The sequence below is a fragment of the Pengzhenrongella phosphoraccumulans genome (assembly GCF_045689905.1).
Taxonomy (GTDB): Bacteria; Actinomycetota; Actinomycetes; order Actinomycetales; family Cellulomonadaceae; genus Pengzhenrongella; species Pengzhenrongella phosphoraccumulans.
Window position 1 is genome coordinate 1,447,509 of record NZ_CP144210.1, and the last position, 21,374, is coordinate 1,468,882.

14 protein-coding genes are annotated in these 21,374 nt (G+C 71.1%); 3 read left to right on the forward strand and 11 right to left on the reverse strand.

What is annotated here, in order from left to right; translation table 11 throughout:
• Positions 1-89: 89 nt before the first annotated feature.
• The 3 genes from VTA80_RS06780 to VTA80_RS06790 all read right to left on the reverse strand — a co-directional run bounded on the left by VTA80_RS06780 (position 90) and on the right by VTA80_RS06790 (position 3,249).
• Positions 90-1,208 (reverse strand): phosphate ABC transporter substrate-binding protein PstS, encoded by a 1,119-nt coding sequence (locus VTA80_RS06780; protein ID WP_407344634.1) that lies wholly within the window; start codon positions 1,206-1,208, stop codon positions 90-92.
• A 161-nt stretch (positions 1,209-1,369) separates the two neighbouring features.
• Positions 1,370-2,068: a response regulator transcription factor gene (locus tag VTA80_RS06785; protein ID WP_407344635.1), complete on the reverse strand. Its 699-nt coding sequence runs from the start codon at positions 2,066-2,068 to the stop codon at positions 1,370-1,372.
• Positions 2,065-3,249, reverse strand: a complete 1,185-nt coding sequence (locus tag VTA80_RS06790; protein ID WP_407344636.1) for a sensor histidine kinase — start codon at positions 3,247-3,249, stop codon at positions 2,065-2,067. The genes VTA80_RS06785 and VTA80_RS06790 overlap by 4 nt, the downstream gene beginning before the upstream one ends.
• A gap of 143 nt (positions 3,250-3,392) precedes the next feature.
• Between VTA80_RS06790 and phoU the strand changes: the two genes are divergently transcribed.
• On the forward strand, positions 3,393-4,055 hold the full coding sequence (gene phoU / locus VTA80_RS06795; RefSeq protein ID WP_407344637.1) for a phosphate signaling complex protein PhoU: 663 nt from the start codon (positions 3,393-3,395) through the stop codon (positions 4,053-4,055).
• Between the two features lie 128 nt (positions 4,056-4,183).
• On the opposite strand, the gene VTA80_RS06800 is transcribed toward phoU, so the two are convergent.
• From VTA80_RS06800 to VTA80_RS06835, 8 genes are all read right to left on the reverse strand, one after another.
• Positions 4,184-4,921 carry a phosphoglyceromutase gene (locus tag VTA80_RS06800; protein WP_407344638.1) on the reverse strand — a complete coding sequence of 246 codons (738 nt, stop codon included), beginning with the start codon at positions 4,919-4,921 and terminating at the stop codon, positions 4,184-4,186.
• Positions 4,922-4,984: 63 nt separating this feature from the next.
• Entirely contained in the window at positions 4,985-6,223 is a 1,239-nt protein-coding gene (mshA, locus tag VTA80_RS06805; RefSeq protein WP_407345711.1) for a D-inositol-3-phosphate glycosyltransferase, read from the reverse strand.
• Positions 6,224-6,348: 125 nt separating this feature from the next.
• Complete coding sequence (locus VTA80_RS06810) at positions 6,349-11,529, reverse strand: glycoside hydrolase family 3 N-terminal domain-containing protein (protein WP_407344639.1); 5,181 nt, start codon at positions 11,527-11,529, stop codon at positions 6,349-6,351.
• A gap of 201 nt (positions 11,530-11,730) precedes the next feature.
• On the reverse strand, positions 11,731-12,870 hold the full coding sequence (locus VTA80_RS06815; protein WP_407344640.1) for a lactonase family protein: 1,140 nt from the start codon (positions 12,868-12,870) through the stop codon (positions 11,731-11,733).
• A gap of 87 nt (positions 12,871-12,957) precedes the next feature.
• Positions 12,958-14,190 carry a multiple monosaccharide ABC transporter permease gene (gene mmsB / locus VTA80_RS06820; protein WP_407344641.1) on the reverse strand — a complete coding sequence of 411 codons (1,233 nt, stop codon included), beginning with the start codon at positions 14,188-14,190 and terminating at the stop codon, positions 12,958-12,960.
• Positions 14,187-15,734, reverse strand: coding sequence for a multiple monosaccharide ABC transporter ATP-binding protein (gene mmsA, locus VTA80_RS06825; RefSeq protein WP_407344642.1), 1,548 nt, complete (start codon positions 15,732-15,734; stop codon positions 14,187-14,189). The genes mmsB and mmsA overlap by 4 nt, the downstream gene beginning before the upstream one ends.
• Before the next feature lie 105 nt (positions 15,735-15,839).
• The gene (chvE, locus tag VTA80_RS06830) at positions 15,840-16,970 is read right to left on the reverse strand and encodes a multiple monosaccharide ABC transporter substrate-binding protein (protein WP_407344643.1); all 1,131 of its coding nucleotides are present in this window, start codon (positions 16,968-16,970) and stop codon (positions 15,840-15,842) included.
• Positions 16,971-17,204: 234 nt separating this feature from the next.
• Entirely contained in the window at positions 17,205-18,509 is a 1,305-nt protein-coding gene (locus tag VTA80_RS06835) for an ROK family protein (RefSeq protein WP_407344645.1), read from the reverse strand.
• Positions 18,510-18,575: 66 nt separating this feature from the next.
• Between VTA80_RS06835 and xylA the strand changes: the two genes are divergently transcribed.
• Entirely contained in the window at positions 18,576-19,763 is a 1,188-nt protein-coding gene (xylA, locus tag VTA80_RS06840; RefSeq protein ID WP_407344646.1) for a xylose isomerase, read from the forward strand.
• Positions 19,764-19,881: 118 nt separating this feature from the next.
• Entirely contained in the window at positions 19,882-21,336 is a 1,455-nt protein-coding gene (gene xylB / locus VTA80_RS06845; protein WP_407344647.1) for a xylulokinase, read from the forward strand.
• The last annotated feature ends 38 nt before the right edge of the window (positions 21,337-21,374 follow it).

Genomic DNA, 21,374 nt, shown 5'->3' on the forward strand with positions numbered 1-21,374 from the left:
GAGGTTACGGCCCTTGGGCCGGGACCCCAACCGGTGGCCGCCCCGCCCTGTCAGGCGGTGCGGCCACCGGGTCGAGCAGGTCACTCGAATCAGGCAGCGGCCTTGATGCTGTCGATCGCGGCCTGAACCTCGGTGGCGAGCTCAGCCGAGATCGGCGCGGAGCCGGCAGCGCTGGCTGCGGCAGCCTGGCCCTCGGCGCTCACGACGTAGCTGAGGAACGCCTTGACGAGCGCCGCGTCGTTCGCGTCCTTGTAGACGTTGCAGGCGATCTCGTAGGTCGTCAGCACGAGCGGGTAGGCGTCGGCCGCGGTCGTCTTGCGGTCGATCTTGATCGCGATGTCGGTCGGGATGCGACCGTCGACGCGGGGAGAGGCGTCAACGGCGATGGCTGCACCCTCGGGAGAGTGTCCGACCCACGCGTCGCCGACCTTGATCTTCGCCGTGCCGAGCTCGCCTGCCTTGGAGGCGTCGGCGTAGGTGATCGTGCCGTTGCCACCCTGGACGGTCTGGATGACGCCCGAGGTGCCCTGGGCCGACTGCCCACCGGCAACCGGGAAGACGCCGTCGGCCTTGTAGGGCCAGGCGTCGGGCGCCGTGGTGGCGAGGTAGTCGGTGAAGTTCTTCGTGGTGCCCGAGTCGTCCGAGCGGTTGACCGGCGAGATCGCCAGGTCGGGGAGCGTGACGCCGGCGTTGTCTGCGGCGATCTCGGGTGCGTTCCAGTTCGTGATCTTCTGGTTGAAGATGCCGGCGATCACTGCGGGGGAGAGGTTCAGCTCCTTGACGCCTTCGAGGTTGAAGACGACCGCGATCGGGCTGATGTAGGCCGGCAGGTCGATGGCCTGGCCACCGACGCAGGTCTCCTTCGACTTGGCGAGCTCCTCGTCCGACAGCGCAGCGTCGGAGCCGGCGAACTGCACGCCGCCGTCGAGGAACTGCGTGCGGCCACCACCGGAGCCGACCGGGTCGTAGTTCACGTTGACGCCCGTGTTCGTGGACTGGAACCCGGCACGCCAGGCTTCCATGGCCGATTCCTGCGCGCTGGAGCCAGCGGCGTTCAGGTCGCCGCTCAGGTCGGACGCGGCCGCGGTCGCGTCACCAGAAGCAGTCGCGTTGCCGGTGGCGTTGTCCGAACCGCACGCCGCGAGCGAGATGGCGAGGGCACCGGTGAGGGCGACCGCCCCGACACGGCGCTGGAGGGAGAGCTTCACGTTGTTTGGTCCTGTCGTTGAAGGGCGGCGCGCTTGCTGCACGCTGCTGGATGCGACGCTAGGCATCCCAGGTGACCAGTCAGACCGTGAAAGATGAACGCACGGTGAACGATGGGCGACGATTCAGAGCAGCCAGAGCGACGCACCTCACTCGGCGGACGTCAGGAGCCCGCGTCGTCCACCAGCTTGTAGCCCAAGCCGCGGATCGTGAGCAGCAGCTGGGGGTTCGCGGGATCGGGCTCGATCTTCGCGCGCACCCGCTTGACGTGGACGTCGAGCGTCTTGGTGTCGCCGACGTAGTCCGAGCCCCAGACGCGATCGATCAGCTGGGTACGGGTGAGCACGCGGCCGGCGTTGCGCAGCAGGAGCTCGAGCAGCTCGAACTCCTTGAGCGGGAGCGGGACCCGCGCGCCGTCGACCTCGACGGTGTGGCGGTCGACGTCCATGCGGACGCGGCCGACCTCGAGCGCGCCGTCCTCGTCGTCGTCGTCCACGACGCCGTGGCGACGGCGCAGCACCGCGCGCACCCGCGCGACGAGCTCGCGGTACGAGTAGGGCTTGGTCACGTAGTCGTCGGCGCCGATCTCGAGCCCGACCACCTTGTCGATCTCGCTGTCCTTCGCCGTCAGCATGATCACCGGGACGTCGCCGCGCGCCCGCAGCTGGCGGCACACCTCCATGCCCGACAGCCCCGGCAGCATGAGGTCGAGGAGCACGAGGTCCGCGCCGCCGCGGTCGTACTCCTCGAGTGCTTCCAGACCCGTCGCCGCGGTTGCCACCTCGAACCCGTCCTTGGTCAGCTGGTACGACAGCGGGTCGCGGTAGGACTCCTCGTCCTCCACGAGCAGGATGCGGGTCACGCATCCACCTCCTTGGGTCTGGTGCTCGGATCGTGCGCAGGGGGGAGCTGGGCGGAGGGTGGCAGCTGTGCCGCCGGGATGCGGAGCGTGAAGGTCGAGCCACGACCGGGCTGCGACCAGATGGCGACGTCTCCCCCGTGGTCGGCCACGACGTGCTTGACGATGCTCAGGCCGAGCCCCGTGCCGCCCGTGTCCCGCGAGCGGGCCGGGTCGACGCGGTAGAACCGTTCGAAGACCCGCTCCTGATCGGTCCGGGCGATGCCGATCCCCTGGTCGACGACGGCGATCTCCACCAGGTCGCCGGCGCGCCGCACCCCGACCCCGATGTGGGTCCCCGCTCCGGAGTAGGCCACCGCGTTGTCGAGCAGGTTGCGCACCGCGGTGACGAGCAGCGCGTGGCCGCCGTACACGGTCTCGCCGCGCACCCCCCCGGCGTCGATCGTGATCTGCTTCGCCGCCGCCGTCGTGCGCGCCCGGTCGACGGCCTCGGCCACGACGCGGTCGACGTCGACCAGGGTCATCGCCCCCAGGCCGCCGGCGACCTGCAGGCGGGAGAGCTCGATGATCTCGTGCACGAGGGCCGACAGCCGCGCCGACTCCCGCTGCATGCGGCCCGCGAACCGGCGGACGGCGTCCGGGTCGTCCGCGGCGGCCTCGACGGTCTCGGCGAGGAGCGACAGCGCGCCGACCGGGGTCTTGAGCTCGTGCGACACGTTCACGACGAAGTCCCGCCGGATCGCCTCGACGCGACGCGCCTCGGTGCGGTCCTCCACCAGGACCAGCATGAGGTGGGGGCCGATCTGCGCCACACGGACCTGCACCATGATCGTGCCGCGGCCGACCGGTCCTCGGGGAAGCTCCAGCTCCTCGTCCCGGATCACGGAGTTCTGGCGCGCGTCGTCGATGAGGTCCAGCACCGCCCGCGGGGCGACCCGCCCGTCACGCACGATCCCGAACGCGTACGCCGGGGCGCTGGCCCGCAGCACCACGCCGTCGTCGTCGAGCACGACGACGGCCGATCGCAGCACCGCCAGCACGCGGACGAGGCTCTCGTCGAGCACAGGTTCGGCCTGGGCGGGAATGGTGCGCTGGACCCGTTCGCTGTACCTGAAAGCGAGAGTCGCGGCGACCCCGACCAGCAGACCGAGGAGTCCGGCCAGCACGATGTCGAATTCGTTCACGCCGTCAGACTACGGTTCACCTGAGGGGCCGGAGCGCCATCCGGCTGGCCAAGGCAACGCGCACCGCCGACTGTTCACCTGAGGTCGGTGTGACGTTCATCCGAGGCTGAGAACCTGAGCGTCGCAATCGAGAAGAGGTACGCATGCGCAAGATCTTCAACGCCGAGCTCACACAGCTCGGTACCGACCTTACCGAGATGAGCCGTCTGGTCGAGGTAGCGATCAGCAATGCGGGCACCGCGCTGATGACCGGTGATCTCCAGATGGCCGAGTCGGTGATCGTCGCCGACGAGGCGATCGACTCCCTCGAGCGGGAGCTCGACACGCGCTGCGTGCACCTGCTCGCGCAGCAGGCACCCGTTGCGACCGACCTGCGCGTCATCGTCACCGCCCTGCGGATGGCGTCGACGCTCGAGCGCATGGGCGACCTCGCCCGGCACGTCGCGCAGATCTCGCGCCGCAGCTACCCGCGGGTCGCCGTCCCGGCAGCGCTGTCGGCGACGTTCGCGGACATGCACGCGGCCGCCACCCGCGTCGCGCAGCGCACCACGACGCTGCTCGAGTCGCACGACCTCGAGCTCGCCACGAGCATCGAGGCCGACGACGACCTGCTCGACCACCTGCACGAGGACACATTCACGGCGCTGCTCGGCGGCACGTGGACTGGCACGTCGCAGGAGACGGTCGACACCACGCTGCTGAGCCGGTACTACGAGCGGTTCGGCGACCACGGCGTCTCCATCGCCCGCCGGATGGTCTACCTCGTGACGGGCGAGTTCCTCGAGGACGGCAGCCCGGTCCACTAGGAACGCCTCGCACGACGCAACGCCCCGCGAACTCGGAGGTTTGCCTCGAACTCGGACACCGCAGTGTCCTAGCTCGAGCGAAACCTCCGAGTTCGCGGGGCGTTGCGGGTGGTGATGGGTGGTGGGGGTTACTTGCCCTGGTTGGCTACCGCGGCGATCGAGGCAGCGGCCGCGTCGGCATCGAGGTAGCGGCCACCGGCGACGGTCGGCTTGAAGTTCTCGTCCAGCTCGTACACCAGCGGGATGCCGGTGGGCACGTTCAGGCCCGAGATGGTCTCGTCGTCGATGCCGTCGAGGTGCTTGATGATCGCGCGCAGCGAGTTGCCGTGGGCGGCGACCAGCACGACCTTGCCGGCCACGAGGTCCGGGATGATGTCGGACTCCCAGTACGGCAGCGCGCGGATCAGGACGTCCTTGAGGCACTCCGACTTCGGGGTCGGCTCACCGGCGTAGCGCACGTCGGCGTCCTGCGAGAACTCCGAGCCGGCCTCGAGCTCGGGCGGCGGCACGTCGTACGAACGACGCCAGAGCATGAACTGCTCCTCGCCGAACTCGGCGCGGACCTGCTTCTTGTCCTTGCCCTGCAGCGCGCCGTAGTGGCGCTCGTTGAGGCGCCAGCTGCGCTTGACCGGGATCCAGTGACGGTCCGCGGCGTCGAGCGCGAGGTTGGCGGTCGTGATGGCACGACGCAGCAGGGACGTGTGGACGACGTCGGGCATGATCCCGGCCTCGGTCAGCAGCGCACCGCCGCGGATCGCCTCGGCGATCCCCTTCTCTGACAGGTTGACGTCCACCCAGCCGGTGAACAGGTTCTTGGCGTTCCACTCGCTCTCGCCGTGGCGGAGCAGTACCAGCGTGTAGGTCATGGGTTGCATCCTGCCGCAACGGCCACCGGGGTGCACAGGACCAACGGTCCGTGGACGGGCGGTTCAGCCGCGGCGGCGCTGGTCCGCGAGTGCGTAGACCTTGAGGACCTGCTCGGCGGCGGCGTCCCAGCCGAGACCGGCCCCGAACCGCTGGGCGCCGCGCGCCAGGACGACCCGACGGGCGTCGTCGGCCAGGAGCTCGGCGAGCGCGTCGGCCCACTCGGCCGGGTCGTGCGACCAGACCAGTCGACCGGTGACGCCGTCCTGCACCACGGTGCGCAGCCCGCCCACCGCGGCGGCGACCACCGGGGTGCCGCTGGCCTGCGCCTCGGCCGCGACGAGCCCGAACGACTCGCTGCGCGAGGGCATCGCCACGAGGTCGACCGCGCGGTACCAGTCGGCGAGCTCGGCGCGGGGGACCGGCGGGCGGAAGACGACCTGCTCGCCGACGCCGCTGACGATCGCGAGCCCGCTCAGCTCGCGCAGCGCCGTCGGGCGTCCGCTCGGGCCGCCCAGGATGACCAGGAGCGGGACGGGCCGACCGGTGGCGGCGAGAACAGCGAGCGCGCGGACCAGGACGTCCGGAGCCTTGAGCGCCTGGACCCGGCCGGCGAACAGCACGATCTGACGGTCGACGGGCAGGCCCAGGCGGGTACGCAGCGCGTCGCGTCTCGCGGCGTCGAGCGCGTCCGGGTGGAACAGGTCGAGGTCGACCCCGGGCGTCACGACGTGCAGGGCCGCCGGGTCGGCGCCGTACATCTCCACGAGCTCGCCCGCCTCCTGCGCGGTGCTCGCGAGGAGCGCGTCGGCGGCGGCCACGACCTGCTCCTCGCCGATCACGCGGCCGGCCGGCTCGGGGGTGTCGCCGGGTGCGAGCGAGGCATTCTTGACCTTGGCGAGCGTGTGCATCGTGTGCACGAGCGGCACGTCCCAGCGGTCGGCGGCCAACCAGCCGACCTGCCCGGAGAGCCAGTAGTGCGAGTGCACGACGTCGTAGTAGTGCGCCGACCGGCCGGCCTCGGTGCGCAGCACGCCGGCGGTGAAGGCGCACAGCTGGCCGGGCAGGTCGTTTTTGTCGAGCCCCTCGAACGGGCCGGCGGGCACGTGCCGCACGACGACGCGCTCGTCCCCCGCATCGAGCTCGACGAGCTCACTCTGGTGCGAGGACGTCGCGCGCGTGAAGATCTCCACGCGGGCGCCGAGCCGAGCCAGCGCGCGGGACAGGTCGGTGACGTAGACGTTCAGCCCGCCGGCGTCGCCCGTGCCGGGCTGGTCCAGCGGGGACGTGTGCACCGAGAGCATGGCCACGCGGGGCTGCTCGATGCTCACGGGACTCCCGAACCTGAGGGGCGCCAACTGACGCCACCCCACGTAACACCGAACGCTCCCCCGTTCATCCCCCCGCGGGCCCGAGCCCCCCGCCCGGGTCAGTGGATCCAGAGGATCCGGGGGAGAGCCAGGGACGAGCGGTAGGTTGCGTCGCCCTCGTAGCGGACCGTCACCAGCGCCGTGCGGGTGCTCGGCGGCAACGTGACGCTGGTCGTGCCGGCGGCGTCCAGTGCGCCCGTCCCGCGGCGTGTGCCGTTCACGTAGACGTCCACCGATCCGGTCGCCACGACGCCCGCCACGGCGGCGACCTGGACGGCGATGACCTTTGCGTCCGCGCGGCCCACCGTCCAGTCCGTGCCCTCGGTGCGCACCGCCGGGCGCGCCTTCGCCACGACGTACGACGACGCCCGCGACGTCGAGCCGGCGACCGCCTCGTCGCCGAGGTAGACCGCCACGAGCTCGTGGTCGCCCACCGCGAGATCCGCCGGGAGGGTCAGCCGCACGGACGCGGTCAACCCGTCGGTCCACGCCTCGCCGTCGGGCGCGACGAGCTCGCCGGTCGCCACCGCGACGCCGTCGGCCCGGAGCTCGACTGTTCCCGACGGCGTGGCGGACGTGCCCGTCACGCGGACCGTGGCACTGGCCGGCTCGCCGAAGGTCGCCCGGGCCGGGTGGAGTCGGAGCGTCGTCGTGGACGGCTCGCGCAGATCGACGCCGACGAGGCCCGCCAGCAGGGCGACGGACTCCCCCGCCCGACCGGCCATGAGCGCGTGCTCGGCGTCCGCCGTCATCGCGGACGTTCCCGCGGGAACGTCCGGACCGCCCGTGACCACGAGTTCCTGGGCCAGGTCGCGGACCAGGGAGACCACGAGCCCGGCCGGCACGACGACGTCGCCGCCGGTCCCGTCGAGCAGCGTCGCCGCGGTGGCGAGCAGCCGGACCGCGCGGTCGACCGCCGCGGGAGCGGGGTCGAGCGCGTCACCCGACCACACGTCGGCGTCCAGGACCGCGAGCACGGCCGTCTTCGCGTCGCCGGCGGGCAGTGCATCGGCCGCTGCCGCGAGCCGGGCGCGCGGCGCGTCCGTGCGCAGGCCCCAGCCGTACGCGTACAGCGGCGCGTACGTCGCGTCGCCAACGTTCACGGGCAGCTGGGCCGCGGTGGCCGGCCAGGAGAGCGGCAGCCGACCCGTGAACGGCACGTCACCGAACAGGGTGTCGGCCACGCCGGCTCCCTCGCTGCCGGGCAGCCACGACGCCACGAGCGCGTCGATCCCGGGCAGCTGGTCGGTGACGAGCTGCGGGCGACCGGCCACGACGAGCACGACGCACGGCATCGCGCCGCAGACGGCGTCGATCGCGGCCTGGTCCGTGGCCGGGAGGTCGAGGCTGCGGCCGTTGTTGCCGACGTCCCCCACCCCCTCGGCGTACGGGGGCTCACCGACGACGACGACGCCGACGTCGGCCCCCGTCATGGGCGCCGAGGCGTCCTTCGAGTAGGTGACCGCCGCGTCCGGGGCGACCTGACCGATCCCCTCGAGGATCGAGGTGCCGGTCGTGGTGTCACCGGTCCCGCCCTGCCAGGAGATCGTCCAGCCGCCCATCTGGTGGCCGAGGTCGTCAGCGTTGGAGCCGGCGACATAGATGCTGGCGTCCTTCGCGAGCGGCAGCAGGTCGCCGTCGTTCTTGAGCAGGACCTGCGAGCGTGCCGCGGCGTCCCGGGCCACGGCGCGGTGCGCGACCGAGCCGAGGTCGGCGGAAAGGGACCGGTCGGCCAGCGGGGTCTCGAACAGCCCGAGCGCGAACTTCTGGGTCAGGATGCGCGTCACCGCGTCGTCGACGCGCGTCTGCGCGACGGTGCCGTCGGCGACCTTGTCGGTGATCGCCGTGATGAACGCGCCGTAGTTGTAGGGCGCCATGGCCATGTCGAGGCCGGCGTTCACGGATCGCGCGGCCTTGTCGGCGTAGGTGCCGCCGGACAGCTTGTCGATGCCCTCCCAGTCGCTGATCACGAACCCGTCGAAGCCGAGCTCACCCTTGAGCAGGTCGTTGTTGAGCGGACCGTTCTCGTGCATCCGCACAGGCTCCGCGCCGGCGATGGCGACCGCCGAGTACGACGGCATGACCGAGCCGGCGCCCGCCTCGATCGCGGGCACGTACGGCGCGACGTCCAGGCGGAGCAGCTCGGCGAGCGACTCCACGTGCGTCACGCCCTGGTCGATCGGGTAGCCGGAGCCGGCGAGCGACGGCTCGTACCGCGTGCCACCGTCACCGACCCAGTGCTTGATGGTCGTGAGCACTGTGGTCGGCCCCGACAGGTCGGCGGGGTTCGAGCCCTGGAGGCCGACGACGGCGGCGCCCGCCATCGCGGTCACGAGCGCCGGGTCCTCCCCGAACGACTCGTAGCTGCGGCCCCAACGCTCGTCCTGCGTCACGCACAGGCACGGCGAGAACGTCCACGGGACGCCGGTGGCCCGCACCTCGGCCGCGGTGACCTGCCCGGCCGCGGCGACCAGACCCGGGTCGCGCGCAGCACCGAGGCCGGTGTTGTGCGGCATGATCGTCGCCCCGACCACGTTGTTGTGCCCGTGCACGGCATCGACGCCGTAGATCAGCGGGACCTGGAGCCGGGTGCTCAGCGCCTCGAGCTGGTAGCCGTCGACCATGTCGGCCCAGCCCGCCGGGGTGTTGTCGGCGGGGACGGAGCCGCCGCCGGACAGCAGCGACCCGAGCGCGAGCCCGGCGATGTCGGCGGTCTGCTTCAGGCCCAGGCGCTCGGCCTGGGTCATCTGCCCGATCTTCTCGGCCTGCGTCATGCGGCCGAGGAGATCGTCGACGCGCTCGGCGGTCGGCAGCGTCGCGTCGAGGTAGGGCGCACCTGTCGCGTTGAGCACGACCCGCGGGGAGCTCGTGACGTCCGCTCCCTGCGCGGTGAGCGTGACCTCGACCGAGCGGGCGTCGTCGGCCCCGGTGGCCAGGGTCTGCACCGCGACCGTCTGCTCGGTGCCCGACGCCGACCCGGCGTCGAACGTCAGGGTGCCCCCGAAGGGCACGTAGTGGGTCGAGGCGACCCCGGTGTTCGTCGTGCCGGCGTCGCCGTAGGTGACCGTGACCGGCTCGACGAGCGGGGCGCCGTCGGTCGTGGTGAGCCGCACCGTGACCTGCGCGGTCTCGCCCGGGTCGACGAGGTAGACGTCCTGGGCGGGTGCGACCTCGGCGGCCGGCGCGGGGACCGGCGAGCCGTACAGCGCGACGTCGTCGATCGCGTAGCCGGCCGTGGTGGCGTTGCCGACCGGCATCGTCAGCGCGTAGCCCCACGCCGAGGTCAGGTCGAGCGTGCCGTTCTGGGTCGCGGCGTCTCCCGGCTGGTAGCCGCCGATCGTGAACGCGTCGAATGGGAGCTCGACGAGCTTCCACCGGCTGCCGTCCGTGGACCAGTTGTCCTTGAAGGTCGCGGACCACAGCTCGGAGTGCTCGCCGTCGGGACCGCCGTCCTTGAGCTCGACCTTGATGTCGGCGCCCGCGGTGGGTGACGCCGGGCGGTTGTCCTGGGAGGCGTACCAGAGGAACCGGAGCCCGCGGAACGAGCTCCAGTCCTGCGCGGCGGCGAGGTTCTGGCTGAACCCGCCCCAGTCGCCGACGGGGACCAGGAAGTCGCCCGAGAGCACGTGGTTACCGGCCGGAGCGCCGTCACGATCGACGGCGTTGACGCCGACGGTGACCTGCGAGCCCGCGGAACCCCACGGGAAGAAGCCGACGGTGGCGCCCGGAGCCGCGATCGGGACCTCGCCCTCGAAGTCCTGGATCAGCGTCGAACGCTGGTAGAGCGCGACGTCGTCGAACTGCCAGGTGCCGGCGCCGAGGTCGGTCAGCGTGATCGCGAAGCCGCCGGCCGTGGCCGGGTCGAACCGCGCGTCGGAGGCGGGGTTGCCCTTGAGCCGCAGCAGCGCGAACGGCGCGGTGACGCGGCGCCAGCCGGCGGCGTCGTCGACCACGGTGCGTTCGAACATCTGCCCGTTGCTCTTGAGCTCGTAGCGCAGCGTGCCGCCCGTGCCCGTCCCGAGGAACCAGAAGCTGAAGCCGTCCTGGGCGGACCAGTCGGCGGCGGGGGAGAGGTCGTGCGAGAAGCCGAACCAGTCACCGGCGGCCGCGGGGCCCGCGACCGTGGCCTGCAGGACCTGGTTGCCGGCGGGGGCGCCGTCGCGACCGGCGCCCGTGGTGGCGAGCGCGGGGGTCACCGGGCCGCTGATTCCCCAGGTCGAGTAGCCGGCTGGGACGCCGGACTCGAAGTCGTCGAGGACCTGCGCGGGGCCGACGTCGGGCAGCTCGCCGTGCGGGGTGATTGTCACCCTGGCGACCGAGCGACCGCCCAGCAGGAGGCCGGCGGTCGGCTCGGACAGCGTGAGGTCGAACGTGGTGACCGGGGACAGCGGACCGTGGTCGACGGTCGCGACCGTGAGGTCCTGCGTCGTCGTGCCCGCGGGGAAGGTGAGCACCTGGTCGACGGCGGTGTAGTCGGCCCCGGCCACGGCCGTGCCGCCGGCGGAGGTGACGCGCACCGCGACGTCGGTGGTCGACGGCGAGGCGAGATTCACGGGGACGGTCGCCGGCTGGCCGGCCGGGACGGTCGCTCCCCCGGTGCCGAACACGACGGCGGACTGCTGCGCGGTGCCGTAGACCTCGAGCGCGAACAGCGAGTAGCCGTACCAGTGCGGTCCGGCAGGGTCCCAGGTGGCTTGGCTGCGGGTCAGCATGGCGAGGCGCACGTAGCGCGCGTCGACGGGTGCCGCGAGCGCGAGGTCGTCGCCGCCGCCGTCGCCGGCCGCCTCGGTCGCCACGGTGCTCCAGCTCGCGGGGTCGGCCGGATCGCCGGTGGCGACCTGCACGTCATAGGCGGTCGCGTACGCGGCCTCCCAGGCGAGGTTGACACGGTCGACCGCGACGGTGGCGCCGAGGTCCACCTGCAGCCAGGCGGTGAACGCGACGTCCGCGTCCGGACCGTTGCCGCTGGCCCAGCGGGTCGCGGGGTCGGAGTCGATCGCGTTCGAGGCCGGGAACGAGCCGTCGACGTCGTCCTGCGAGACCGAGGCGGTCGCGGTGCCGGCGACCGCGAGGTCACCCGTGGCGGCCGCGGCAGGTGCGGCCGCAAGCACGCCGAGCGGGACGAGAAGCCCCAGGGCGGCGACGACCGCGGCCGATCGGGCGGATCCCGCTCGCCGGGGCGGGACCAGGGGTCGACCCGGTCGTCCGGACAGGGGGCTCAGGCTGGTCGCACGCTGCACCGTTCACTCCTTCGTGAGGTACCACGCCGTCATGGCCGGAGCCGATGGGACGCAAGCCGCACGCCGGAGCACCAACGCTGGTGCGACCGATCTTGACGAAGGCTTGAGCGATTGACGGTGCACCCAGTGAACCACATTTACTTACTGCCCTGTTAGTAACCAATGACGCCGCCCGCGGTGCACCCGCAGCGGGAGAGTCGTTCAGGCGGGGAGGATGCAGGCCGGGGCCGGGATCTGGTGGACGACGGCGGCGCGGTCCCCGGGTCGGCGCTGGCCGTCGGCACCGCGCGGCACGAGCGTTCCCACGGTGCCCGAGTGCTGGTGGGCGACCAGGCAGACGCCGTCGAGCAGGGCGAAGTGGCGCGGCCACGCGCCGTCGGTGGGGACCTCCCCCGCGGCGGTCAGGAGCCCCGAGCGCGGGTCGACCGCGAAGGTCGAGATCACGTCGGCGCCGCGTATCGAGACGAGAAGACGGTCCGCATCGAGCACGAGATGAGCGGGCAGGCTCGGCGGTTGGGTGACCGACGGCGGCTCGGTCGTCGCGCGCGTGGTGGTGGCAGGGAGCGTCTGGAGCAGGGTCGCCGTGGCCGTCGCGCCATCCCACCGCAGGACGCGCACCGTGCTGTCGAGCTCGCCGACGAGGTAGATGCGACCGTCGGGGAGGCGTCCGGCGTCGTCGGCGATCGCGACCAGGTGGCGGGGGCCGGTGCCGGGGGGCAGGGTCGCGGCGACGCCGTCGGGCTCCAGGGAACCGTCGGGGAGCACGCGGTAGCGGCGCAGCTCGTCGGTGCCGAGGTCGGCGACGAGCAGGTGCCGCCCGCCGGGGGCGAACGCCGCGGAGTGCGCGTGCGGGGCCTCCTGGCGTTCAGGGTCGGGACCCGAACCGGTGTGCGCAAGCACCTGGACCGGCCCGCCGGCAACGATGGTGGCGCGCGTGAAGGCGCCGTCGGCATCGAGCGGCAGCACCCCGACCGAGCCGGAGCTGTAGTTGGTGACGTAAAGCGTGCGTGCGTCGGGCGCGAGCAGGAGGTGGCACGGGTCGGCGCCGCCTGACGAGACGACCGAGAGCGCGCCGAGCCGGCCATCGGAACCGGCCGCGAACGCGGTGACCGTGCCTGCTGCCTGCTCGCCGACCGCGTAGAGCACCCGGCCGCTGGGGTGGGCGGCGAGGAACGACGGCGCGGGGGTCGTCACGGCGAGAGTCGCACCGACGGAGGGGCCAACGGCCCCGGCCACGAGGTCGCCCAGCTCGACGCGCCAGATGCCCTCGCCGAGCCCCGCGAGGGACCCTGCCCCGGCCGCGGGGTAGGTACCGATCCAGACGGCGCGCGAGGTGGTCACGCCCGGGATCCTATGACGAGCCGAACGGCCGGTTCGACCGCGGGGGCGGTGAACCGACCGTTCGGGAACTGCGCGTGCGCGAAGGCTTCAGCGCCCACCCACCCGACGCTTGTTGACCAGGTCGAACGCGACGGCCAGCAGGAGCACGAGGCCCTTGATCGCCTGCTGCCAGGCCGGGTCGACCGCCATGATCGACAGCCCCATGTTGAGCACGCCCATGATGAGCGCACCGATGATGGCGCCCGAGATGCGACCGATGCCGCCGGTGACCGCCGTACCGCCGATGAAGCAGGCCGCGATCGCGTCGAGCTCGTAGTTCATCCCGGCGGCGGCCACTGCGGCCCCTGCCCGGGACGTGGTCACGACGGCGGCGATGCCGGCGAGAACACCCATGTTGATGAAGATCATGAAGTTGACCTTCCGGGTGTTCACGCCGGAGAGGATCGCGGCGTGCAAGTTGCCACCGATCGCGTAGACATGCCGACCGAAGACCGTCCGGCCCATGACGAAGCTGTAGGTGATGATGAGCGCACCGACGATGAGCAGCACGATCGGGGCACCGCCGCGGCTGCCCGACAGGATCCAGGCGAGTGCGGCGATGAGCGCCGAGAAGATGACCAGCTTGGCGATCATGGACCCGAGCGGCTCGACTCGGAGCTCGTGCTTGATGAGAATGCGCCGCGTCCGGATCTGGCTGAAGACGAGAGCCGCGATCGTGACGGCGCCGAGGACGAGCGTCACGACATCTCGGTTCGCCGCGAACCCGAGCACGTTCGGCAGCGACCCGTTCGAGATCTTCACGAAGCCCTCCGGGAACCCGGCAACCGTGACCCCGACGATGACGACCGCCAGACCGCGGAAGATGAGCATCCCGGCCAGCGTGACGATGAACGCCGGGATGCCGACGTAGGCCACCCAGTAGCCCTGCCAGGCGCCGACGAGCGCACCGAGCGCGACACCGGCGAGGACCGCCACGAACCACGGCAGCCCCACGTTCTTCATGAGCAGCGCGACGACGCCACCGATGAACGCCACGACGGACCCGACCGACAGGTCGATGTGCCCGGCAACGATCACGATGACCATGCCGATGGCGAGGATCATGACGTACGCGTTCTGCTGGACCAGGCTGGCCATGTTGTTCGGCAGGAGGAGCTTGCCGTCGGTGAGCACCTGGAACAGCAGCACGATCACGATCAGGGCGCCGATGATCCCGTACTGGCGCAGGCTGCCACCGAGGTTCCTGCGCAGCGTGCTGGCGGCGCTGGGGCCTGGCTCACTTGCCGTCGTCTGGCCGGACTTCGTCCCCGTGGTGGTCATCGGACTGCTTCCTTCTCCATGGTCATGAGGTGCATGAGCGACTCCTGGTTTGCTTCGGCCCGAGTGAGCTCGCCCGTGATCCGGCCCGTCGAGAGGGCGTAGATCCGGTCACACATGCCGAGCAGCTCCGGAAGCTCCGACGAGATGAAGATGACGGCCTTCCCGGAGTCGGCAAGGGCGTTGATGATCGTGTAGATCTCGTACTTCGCACCGACGTCGATGCCGCGGGTCGGCTCGTCGAGGATCAGCACCTCAGGGTCGGCGAAGACCCACTTGGACAGCACCACCTTTTGCTGGTTGCCACCCGAGAGCGTGCCGGTGATGACGTCGACGGACGGCGCCTTGATGTTCATGTCCGTGCGGAACTTCCCCGCGATGCGCGATTCCCCGCTCGCGTCCATGACTCCCCACCGGGCGACCTTGCCCAGCGCCGAGGAGGTGATGTTCCGCTTGATGTCGGAGAGCAGGTTGAGGCCGTACTTCTTACGATCCTCCGTCGCGTACGCGATGCCGTGGCGAATAGCCTGGCCGACGCTGTGAGCCTGGATCTCCTTGCCGTCCTTGAAGAGCCGGCCGGTGATGTGGGCGCCGTAGGTCTTCCCGAAGATGCTCATCGCGAGCTCCGTCCGACCCGCACCCATCAGTCCCGCGAGGCCGATGATCTCGCCGCGTCGGACGAACAGGTTGGCGTGGTCGACGACGATGCGCGACGTGTCGATCGGGTGGTGCACCGTCCAGTCCTCGACCCGGAACACCTCCTCACCGATCTTCGGGGTCCGCGCGGGGAACCGGTGGTCCAGCGAGCGACCGACCATCGAGCGGATGATTCGCTCTTCCGAGACCGGCTCGGCACCGCGCATATCGAGCGTCTCGATCGTCTCGCCGTCGCGGATGATCGTCGTACGGTCGGCGATGGCGGCGATCTCGTTGAGCTTGTGGGAAATGATGATCGACGTGATCCCGTGGCCCTTGAGGCTGCGGATGAGGTCGAGCAGATGGGCGCTGTCGTCGTCGTTGAGGGCCGCGGTGGGTTCGTCGAGGATCAAGAGCTTGACGCGTTTGGACAGCGCCTTGGCGATCTCGACCAGTTGCTGCTTACCGACGCCGATGTCCATGATCTTGGTCTCTGGTCGCTCGTCCAGGCCTACCCGGGCGAGCAGCTTGGCCGCCTCGGAGTTGGTCGTGTTCCAGTCGATGACACCACGCGTCTGCTGCTCGTTGCCGAGGAAGATGTTCTCCGCGATCGACAGGTACGGGCTCAGCGCGAGCTCCTGGTGAATGATCACGATCCCGCGCTGCTCGCTATCGCGGATGTTTCGAAACTCGCACGGCTCCCCCTCGAACAGGATCTCGCCCTCGTACGAGCCGTGCGGGTAGACCCCGGAGAGGACGTTCATGAGGGTCGACTTGCCGGCCCCGTTCTCTCCGCAGATCGCGTGGATCGCACCCCGCGAAACCTCCAGCGTCACGTCCTGCAGGGCCTTGACCCCGGGGAACGTCTTGGTGATGCTGCGCATCTCCAGAATGGTGTGCTGACTCGACATGTCATCTCGCTGTCGTGGGCTCGGGTAGGGACAGCCGGGGACCGGTCGGGTTGCCGCGGCGACAGTGCCGCGGCAACCCGACGAGATCCTGACCTTCGAGGATAACTACAGACCGAGGTCGCTCGCCTTGTAGAAGCCCGAGTCGACGAGCAGGGACTGGACGGTGTCCTTCGTGACGACGACCGGCGGGAGCAGGTACGTCGGGACGACCTTGATGCCGTTGTCGTAGGTCTTCTCGTCGTTGACCTCGACGGTCGCACCGGTGACGATCTGGTCGACCATCTTGGCGACCTGGTCACCCAGCGCCCGCGTGTCCTTCCAGACCGTCATGGCCTGCTTGCCGGCGAGCATGTTCATGACGTTCGCCTTGTCGCCGTCCTGACCCGTCACCAGCGGCCAGTCGGTACCGACGGCGTAGCCGGACCCCTCGAGCGCCTGCTCGATGCCCAGCGCGAGCGAGTCGTTCGGGGAGAGCACGACGTCGACCTTGCTCGTCGCGTAGAACGAGTTGAGCCGGTTCTGCATCTCCGACTGGGCCGTGTCAGACGACCAACCCTGGACGCCGATGCTGGCCCACTCGTCGTTGCTCGCAGGCGCCTTGCCGGACTGCACGACGAGCTTGCCCGACTGGACGTAGGGAAGCAGGACGTCCCACGCACCAGAGAAGAAGAACTTGGCGTTGTTGTCGTCCGGCGAGCCGGCGAAGGGCTCCATGTTGAACGGACCAGGAGCCGTCTTCAGGGCGAGGTTCTCCTCGATGAACTGCCCCTGGAGCTGGCCGACCTGGTAGTTGTCGAACGTCGCGTAGTAGTCGACGTTCGGGGTGCCGTTGATCAGGCGGTCGTACGCGATGATCTTGATGCCGGCGTCGGCCGCCGTCTGGAGCACGGGCGCGAGGGCCGTGCCGTCGATCGACGCGACCACGATCACGGCCGGGTTCTGGTTGATGATGTTCTGGAGCTGCGTGATCTGCTGGTCGACCTTGTTGTCGGCGTACTGGAGCGTGGTCTTGTACCCGGCGGCGTTCAGCAGCTCCTCCAGGTGGGCGCCATCCTTGTTCCAGCGCTCGAGGCTCTTGGTCGGCATCGCGATGCCGATCAGCTCGCCACCCGCCGAGGCCCCGGCCGTGGTCGCGTCACCCGACGTGGTCCGCGTGCTGCTGCACGCGGTCATCCCTACGACCAAGAACGCCGCACTCGCGACGATCGCTACGAACTTCGTTCTCTTGACCGACATCTTTGTCCGACCCTTCGCGCATCATCGACCGGACCACCCGGTCGGTCCAAAGGGCGTCTCGCCACACCCTGTTTCGTCGGCTCGCACGCACGCGCCGACGGGCAGATCCCGTCCCTCGTCATCGCTCCGGGCGAGCCGGATCGATTTGTTGCCGCCTCGAACTTATAGCGGTTTTCCGACGCCCCGCAACCGCTCGGGCCCCGCAACGAGTCACGATCGCATAACGGTCGAGCGTCAGATTCGCTCGACCGGCATCCAGGCACCGGGGTCGGCGACAACCGTTTCGATGACCGCGAGCGCGGCACCGGTCATCGCCGGGTACTCACCGGCGATCGCCTCCGTGACCTGCACCGGGGCCCACGGCGCGAAGATCACCCCGCGCGCCAGCTGCTCGGCAACCGTCATGTGCACGTAGGCGAACAGCGGCGCGAACGACCCCCCGAGCACCACCTCGTCGACGTCGACCACGCTCACGACGTTGGTGAGCGCGATCCCGAGCGCCTCGGCACCCCGACGGAGCGAACCCAACGCGGCGGGGTCGCCGGCCGCCGCTGCCGCGGCGAGGTCCGAGAGGTGCAGCGACGGGTCGAGCCCGGCACCCGCCATCAGAGCATCCTGGCCGGCCAGGTCCTCGAGCGTGCCCCGCTGCGCACCGCGCGCGCCGAACGGGTCGACCACCATGTGGCCGATCTCCCCGCTCCAGCCGTGCCGCCCGCGGAAGATCTCGCCATCGAGCACGATCGCGCCACCAATGCCGACCTCGCCGGAGACGTAGACGAAGCTGGCAGGAGCGCCGGCCCGCCGGGCGTGCGCCTCGGCGCGTGCGGCGAGGTTCGCCTCGTTCGCGAGGTGCGGGGGGAAGCCCGCGAGCACCGGGTGCGCCGTCATCACCGCGACGACGTCCACATCGCGCCACCCGAGGTTCGGCGCGACCCGCAGGGGCCCGGTGACCCGGTCGACCAGGCCGGGCAGCGCGAGGGCTGTCCCGGCGATCCGCACGCCGTCGGCGCTCAGCGCCGCGATCGTGCGGTCGGCTATCTGGGCGAGCCGGTCGAGAACGACGACGGGATCGCTGTGCCGGAAGTTGCCGAGCTCGATGCGCTCGGCCAGCACCCGACCCGCGATGTCGAGAGCGCGCACCCCGATGTAGTCGATGTTGACCTCCATGCCGACCCCCGCCACGGTCCCCCGCGCCGGCACGAGCGGGACGGCCGGGCGCCCGGCGTGCACCGCCACGGGCGGGTCGAGCTCACGCACGAGGTCGGCCTCGATCAGCAGATCGACGAGGCCCGAGACCGTGGCGCGGGCGAGCCCTGTCGCCGCGGCGATCCCCGCCCGGGACACCGGGGCAGGAGCGTCGAGCACCTGCCGCAGCGCGAGGCTGAGGTTGTGCTCGCGCAGCCCGGCCTGCCGGGCCGCGCGTCCCGTGCTCCGTGCGAGCGGCACCGTCGTTGCCCGGCCCGTGCGGGCGCCGTTGGTCAGGACAAGAGCGCGCGCGGCGGCGCGCACGGGGCGTGCGGAGGAATCGTCGTCGGACATGGCTTGACCCTAGCCGGTTGACCGGATAAGTTCATTGGTACAACAAATCTCGACGAGGAGAGTTCGATGACGCCCCAGCCCACCCCCGAAGACAAGTTCTCATTCGGTCTCTGGACCATCGGCTGGGAGGCGCGCGACCAGTTCGGCGACGCCAGCCGCCCGTGGCTCGATCCGGTCGAGTCGATCCACCAGCTCGCCAAGCTCGGCGCGAGCTACATCACGTTCCACGACGACGACGTGATCCCGTTCGGCTCGGACGCCGCGACCCGCGACGCGATCCTCGCCCGCTTCAAGGGTGCGCTCGCCGAGACCGGCATCAAGGTCGAGATGGTCACGACCAACACGTTCAGCCACCCGATCTTCAAGGACGGTGCGTTCACCTCGAACGACCGCCGCGTGCGCCGCTACGGCCTGCGCAAGGTCATCCGCAACGTCGACCTCGCCGCCGAGCTCGGTGCCGAGACGTTCGTCATGTGGGGCGGCCGCGAGGGCGCCGAGTACGACAGCGCCAAGGACCTCAAGGCCGCGCACGACCGCTACCGCGAGGGCATCGACACCGTCGCCGGGTACATCAAGGACAAGGGCTACGGGCTGAAGATCGCCATCGAGCCCAAGCCGAACGAGCCCCGCGGCGACATCATCCTGCCGACGGTCGGCAGCGCGCTGGCCTTCATCGCCGAGCTCGAGCACGGCGACATCGTCGGGGTGAACCCGGAGACCGGCCACGAGCAGATGGCAGGCCTGAACTACACGTCGAGCATCGCGCAGGCACTGTGGGCCGAGAAGCTGTTCCACATCGACCTCAACGGGCAGAAGTCCATCAAGTACGACCAGGACCTCGTGTTCGGCCACGGCGACCTGTTCTCCGCCTTCGGCACGGTCGACCTGCTCGTCAACGGCTTCCCCTCCGGCGGCCCGCGCTACGACGGCCCGGTCCACTTCGACTACAAGCCCTCGCGCACCGAGAGCTTCACGGGCGTCTGGGACTCGGCCGCGGCCAACATGAGCGCGTACCTCCTGCTCAAGGAGCGGGCCGTCGCGTTCCGCGCCGACCCGGAGGTTCAGGAGGCCCTCGAGGCCGCCGGCGTGTTCGACCTCGCGCTCCCGACCCTGGCGGCCGGCGAGACCCTGGCCGACCTGCTCGCGGACACCTCGGCGTACGAGGACCTCGACGTCGACGAGGTCGCGAAGCGCGGCTTCGGCTTCGTGCGGCTCAACCAGCTGGCCCTCGAGCACGCTCTCGGCGCCCGCTGACGCACTGGCTCCATCCCCGCACGGCCAGTTCGCCGGTCTGTTGCGAGTTCGCTGGTCTCGACCGGCGAACTCGCGACGGATCGGCGAACTCACACCTGACTCGAGAGGAATCTCAGCAATGACGCTGGTCGCCGGGGTGGACTCCTCCACCCAGTCCTGCAAGGTCGTCATCCGGGACGCGCTCACCGGCGCGCTCGTCCGGTCCGGCCGGGCTTCGCACCCCGATGGCACGGAGGTTCATCCCGACCGCTGGTGGGACGCGCTCCAGGCCGCAGTGGCCGACGCCGGCGGGCTCGCCGATGTCGCCGCCCTCGCCGTGGGCGGCCAGCAGCACGGCATGGTCACGCTTGACGCGGACGGCGCCGTCGTGCGTCCCGCGCTGCTGTGGAACGACACCCGCTCGGCGTCCGCAGCGCGCGACCTCGTGCTCGAGCTGGGCGACGGCGACCCGGTCGCCGGTGCGGCTGCGTGGGCCGCGGCCATCGGTTCGGTCCCCGTGGCCTCCCTCACCGTCACGAAGTTGCGCTGGCTACGCGACACCGAGCCCGCGAACGCGGCGCGCGTCGCCGCCGTCGCGCTCCCGCACGACTGGCTGACGTGGCGCCTCGCGGGCCACGGCGCCGGATCGGGTGCCGCCGGGCTCGCGGCCCTCACCACCGACCGGTCGGACGCCTCCGGCACCGGCTACTGGTCCCCGGTCACGGACGACTACCGGACCGACCTGCTCGCGCTCGGGCTCGGGCACGGCGCGATCCTGCCCCGGGTCGTGGGCGCCGGCGAGCGCGCAGGCGTCGCTGCCGCCGGGGTCGCTGCGGGGGGCACCGTGCTCGGCGCCGGCGCGGGCGACAACGCCGCGGCCGCCCTCGGGATGGGCATGGTCGAGGGGGACGTCGCGGTGTCGATCGGCACGTCCGGCGTGGTCTCGGCCATCTCGGCCACCCCGACGGCGGACCCGAGCGGGCTGGTCACCGGCTTCGCCGACGCAACCGGCGCGTTCCTTCCGCTCGCCTGCACGCTGAATGCCTCCCGCGTGCTGGACGCTGCGGCCCGGATGCTCGGCGTCGACCATGCGGGGCTCAGCGCGCTGGCACTGTCGGCACCGGCCGGTGCCGACGGGCTCGTGCTCGTGCCCTACCTCGAGGGGGAGCGCACGCCGAACCGGCCGGAGGCGACGGGGGCGCTGCACGGCATGCGGCTCGCGAACACGACTCCCGCCCACCTGGCGCGCGCGGCGGTGGAGGGCATGCTGTGCGGCCTCGCCGACGGTCTCGATGCGCTGCGGGCCCAGGGAGTGCCCGTGAACCGGGTGTTCCTGATCGGCGGCGGCGCGCAGTCGGAGGCGGTCCGCCAGATCGCCCCCGCGGTGTTCGGTCTCGACGTGCTCGTGCCGCCACCCGGGGAGTACGTGGCCGACGGCGCCGCGCGTCAGGCAGCCTGGGCCCTCGCCGGAACGGTCCGCCCGCCGGCCTGGGCGACGTCGTCGGACACGCTGACGTTCTCGGCCGAGCCGACCCCGCAGGTGCGCGCCCAGTACGCGGCCGTCCGCGACCTGACTGCGATGCGCCCCGTCTGACCTCGCACGCCCCTCCCACACACACACGCGAAACGTCC

Excerpts from the sequence above, each read along its gene's own strand:
- phoU (WP_407344637.1), top strand. The coding sequence starts at position 3,393 with ATGCGCAAGATCTTCAACGCCGAGCTCACACAGCTCGGTACCGACCTT.
- VTA80_RS06800 (WP_407344638.1), bottom strand. The coding sequence starts at position 4,921 with ATGACCTACACGCTGGTACTGCTCCGCCACGGCGAGAGCGAGTGGAAC.
- mshA (WP_407345711.1), bottom strand. The coding sequence starts at position 6,223 with ATGCTCTCGGTGCACACGTCCCCGCTGGACCAGCCCGGCACGGGCGAC.
- mmsB (WP_407344641.1), bottom strand. The coding sequence starts at position 14,190 with ATGACCACCACGGGGACGAAGTCCGGCCAGACGACGGCAAGTGAGCCA.
- mmsA (WP_407344642.1), bottom strand. The coding sequence starts at position 15,734 with ATGTCGAGTCAGCACACCATTCTGGAGATGCGCAGCATCACCAAGACG.
- chvE (WP_407344643.1), bottom strand. The coding sequence starts at position 16,970 with ATGTCGGTCAAGAGAACGAAGTTCGTAGCGATCGTCGCGAGTGCGGCG.
- VTA80_RS06835 (WP_407344645.1), bottom strand. The coding sequence starts at position 18,509 with ATGTCCGACGACGATTCCTCCGCACGCCCCGTGCGCGCCGCCGCGCGC.
- xylA (WP_407344646.1), top strand. The coding sequence starts at position 18,576 with ATGACGCCCCAGCCCACCCCCGAAGACAAGTTCTCATTCGGTCTCTGG.
- xylB (WP_407344647.1), top strand. The coding sequence starts at position 19,882 with ATGACGCTGGTCGCCGGGGTGGACTCCTCCACCCAGTCCTGCAAGGTC.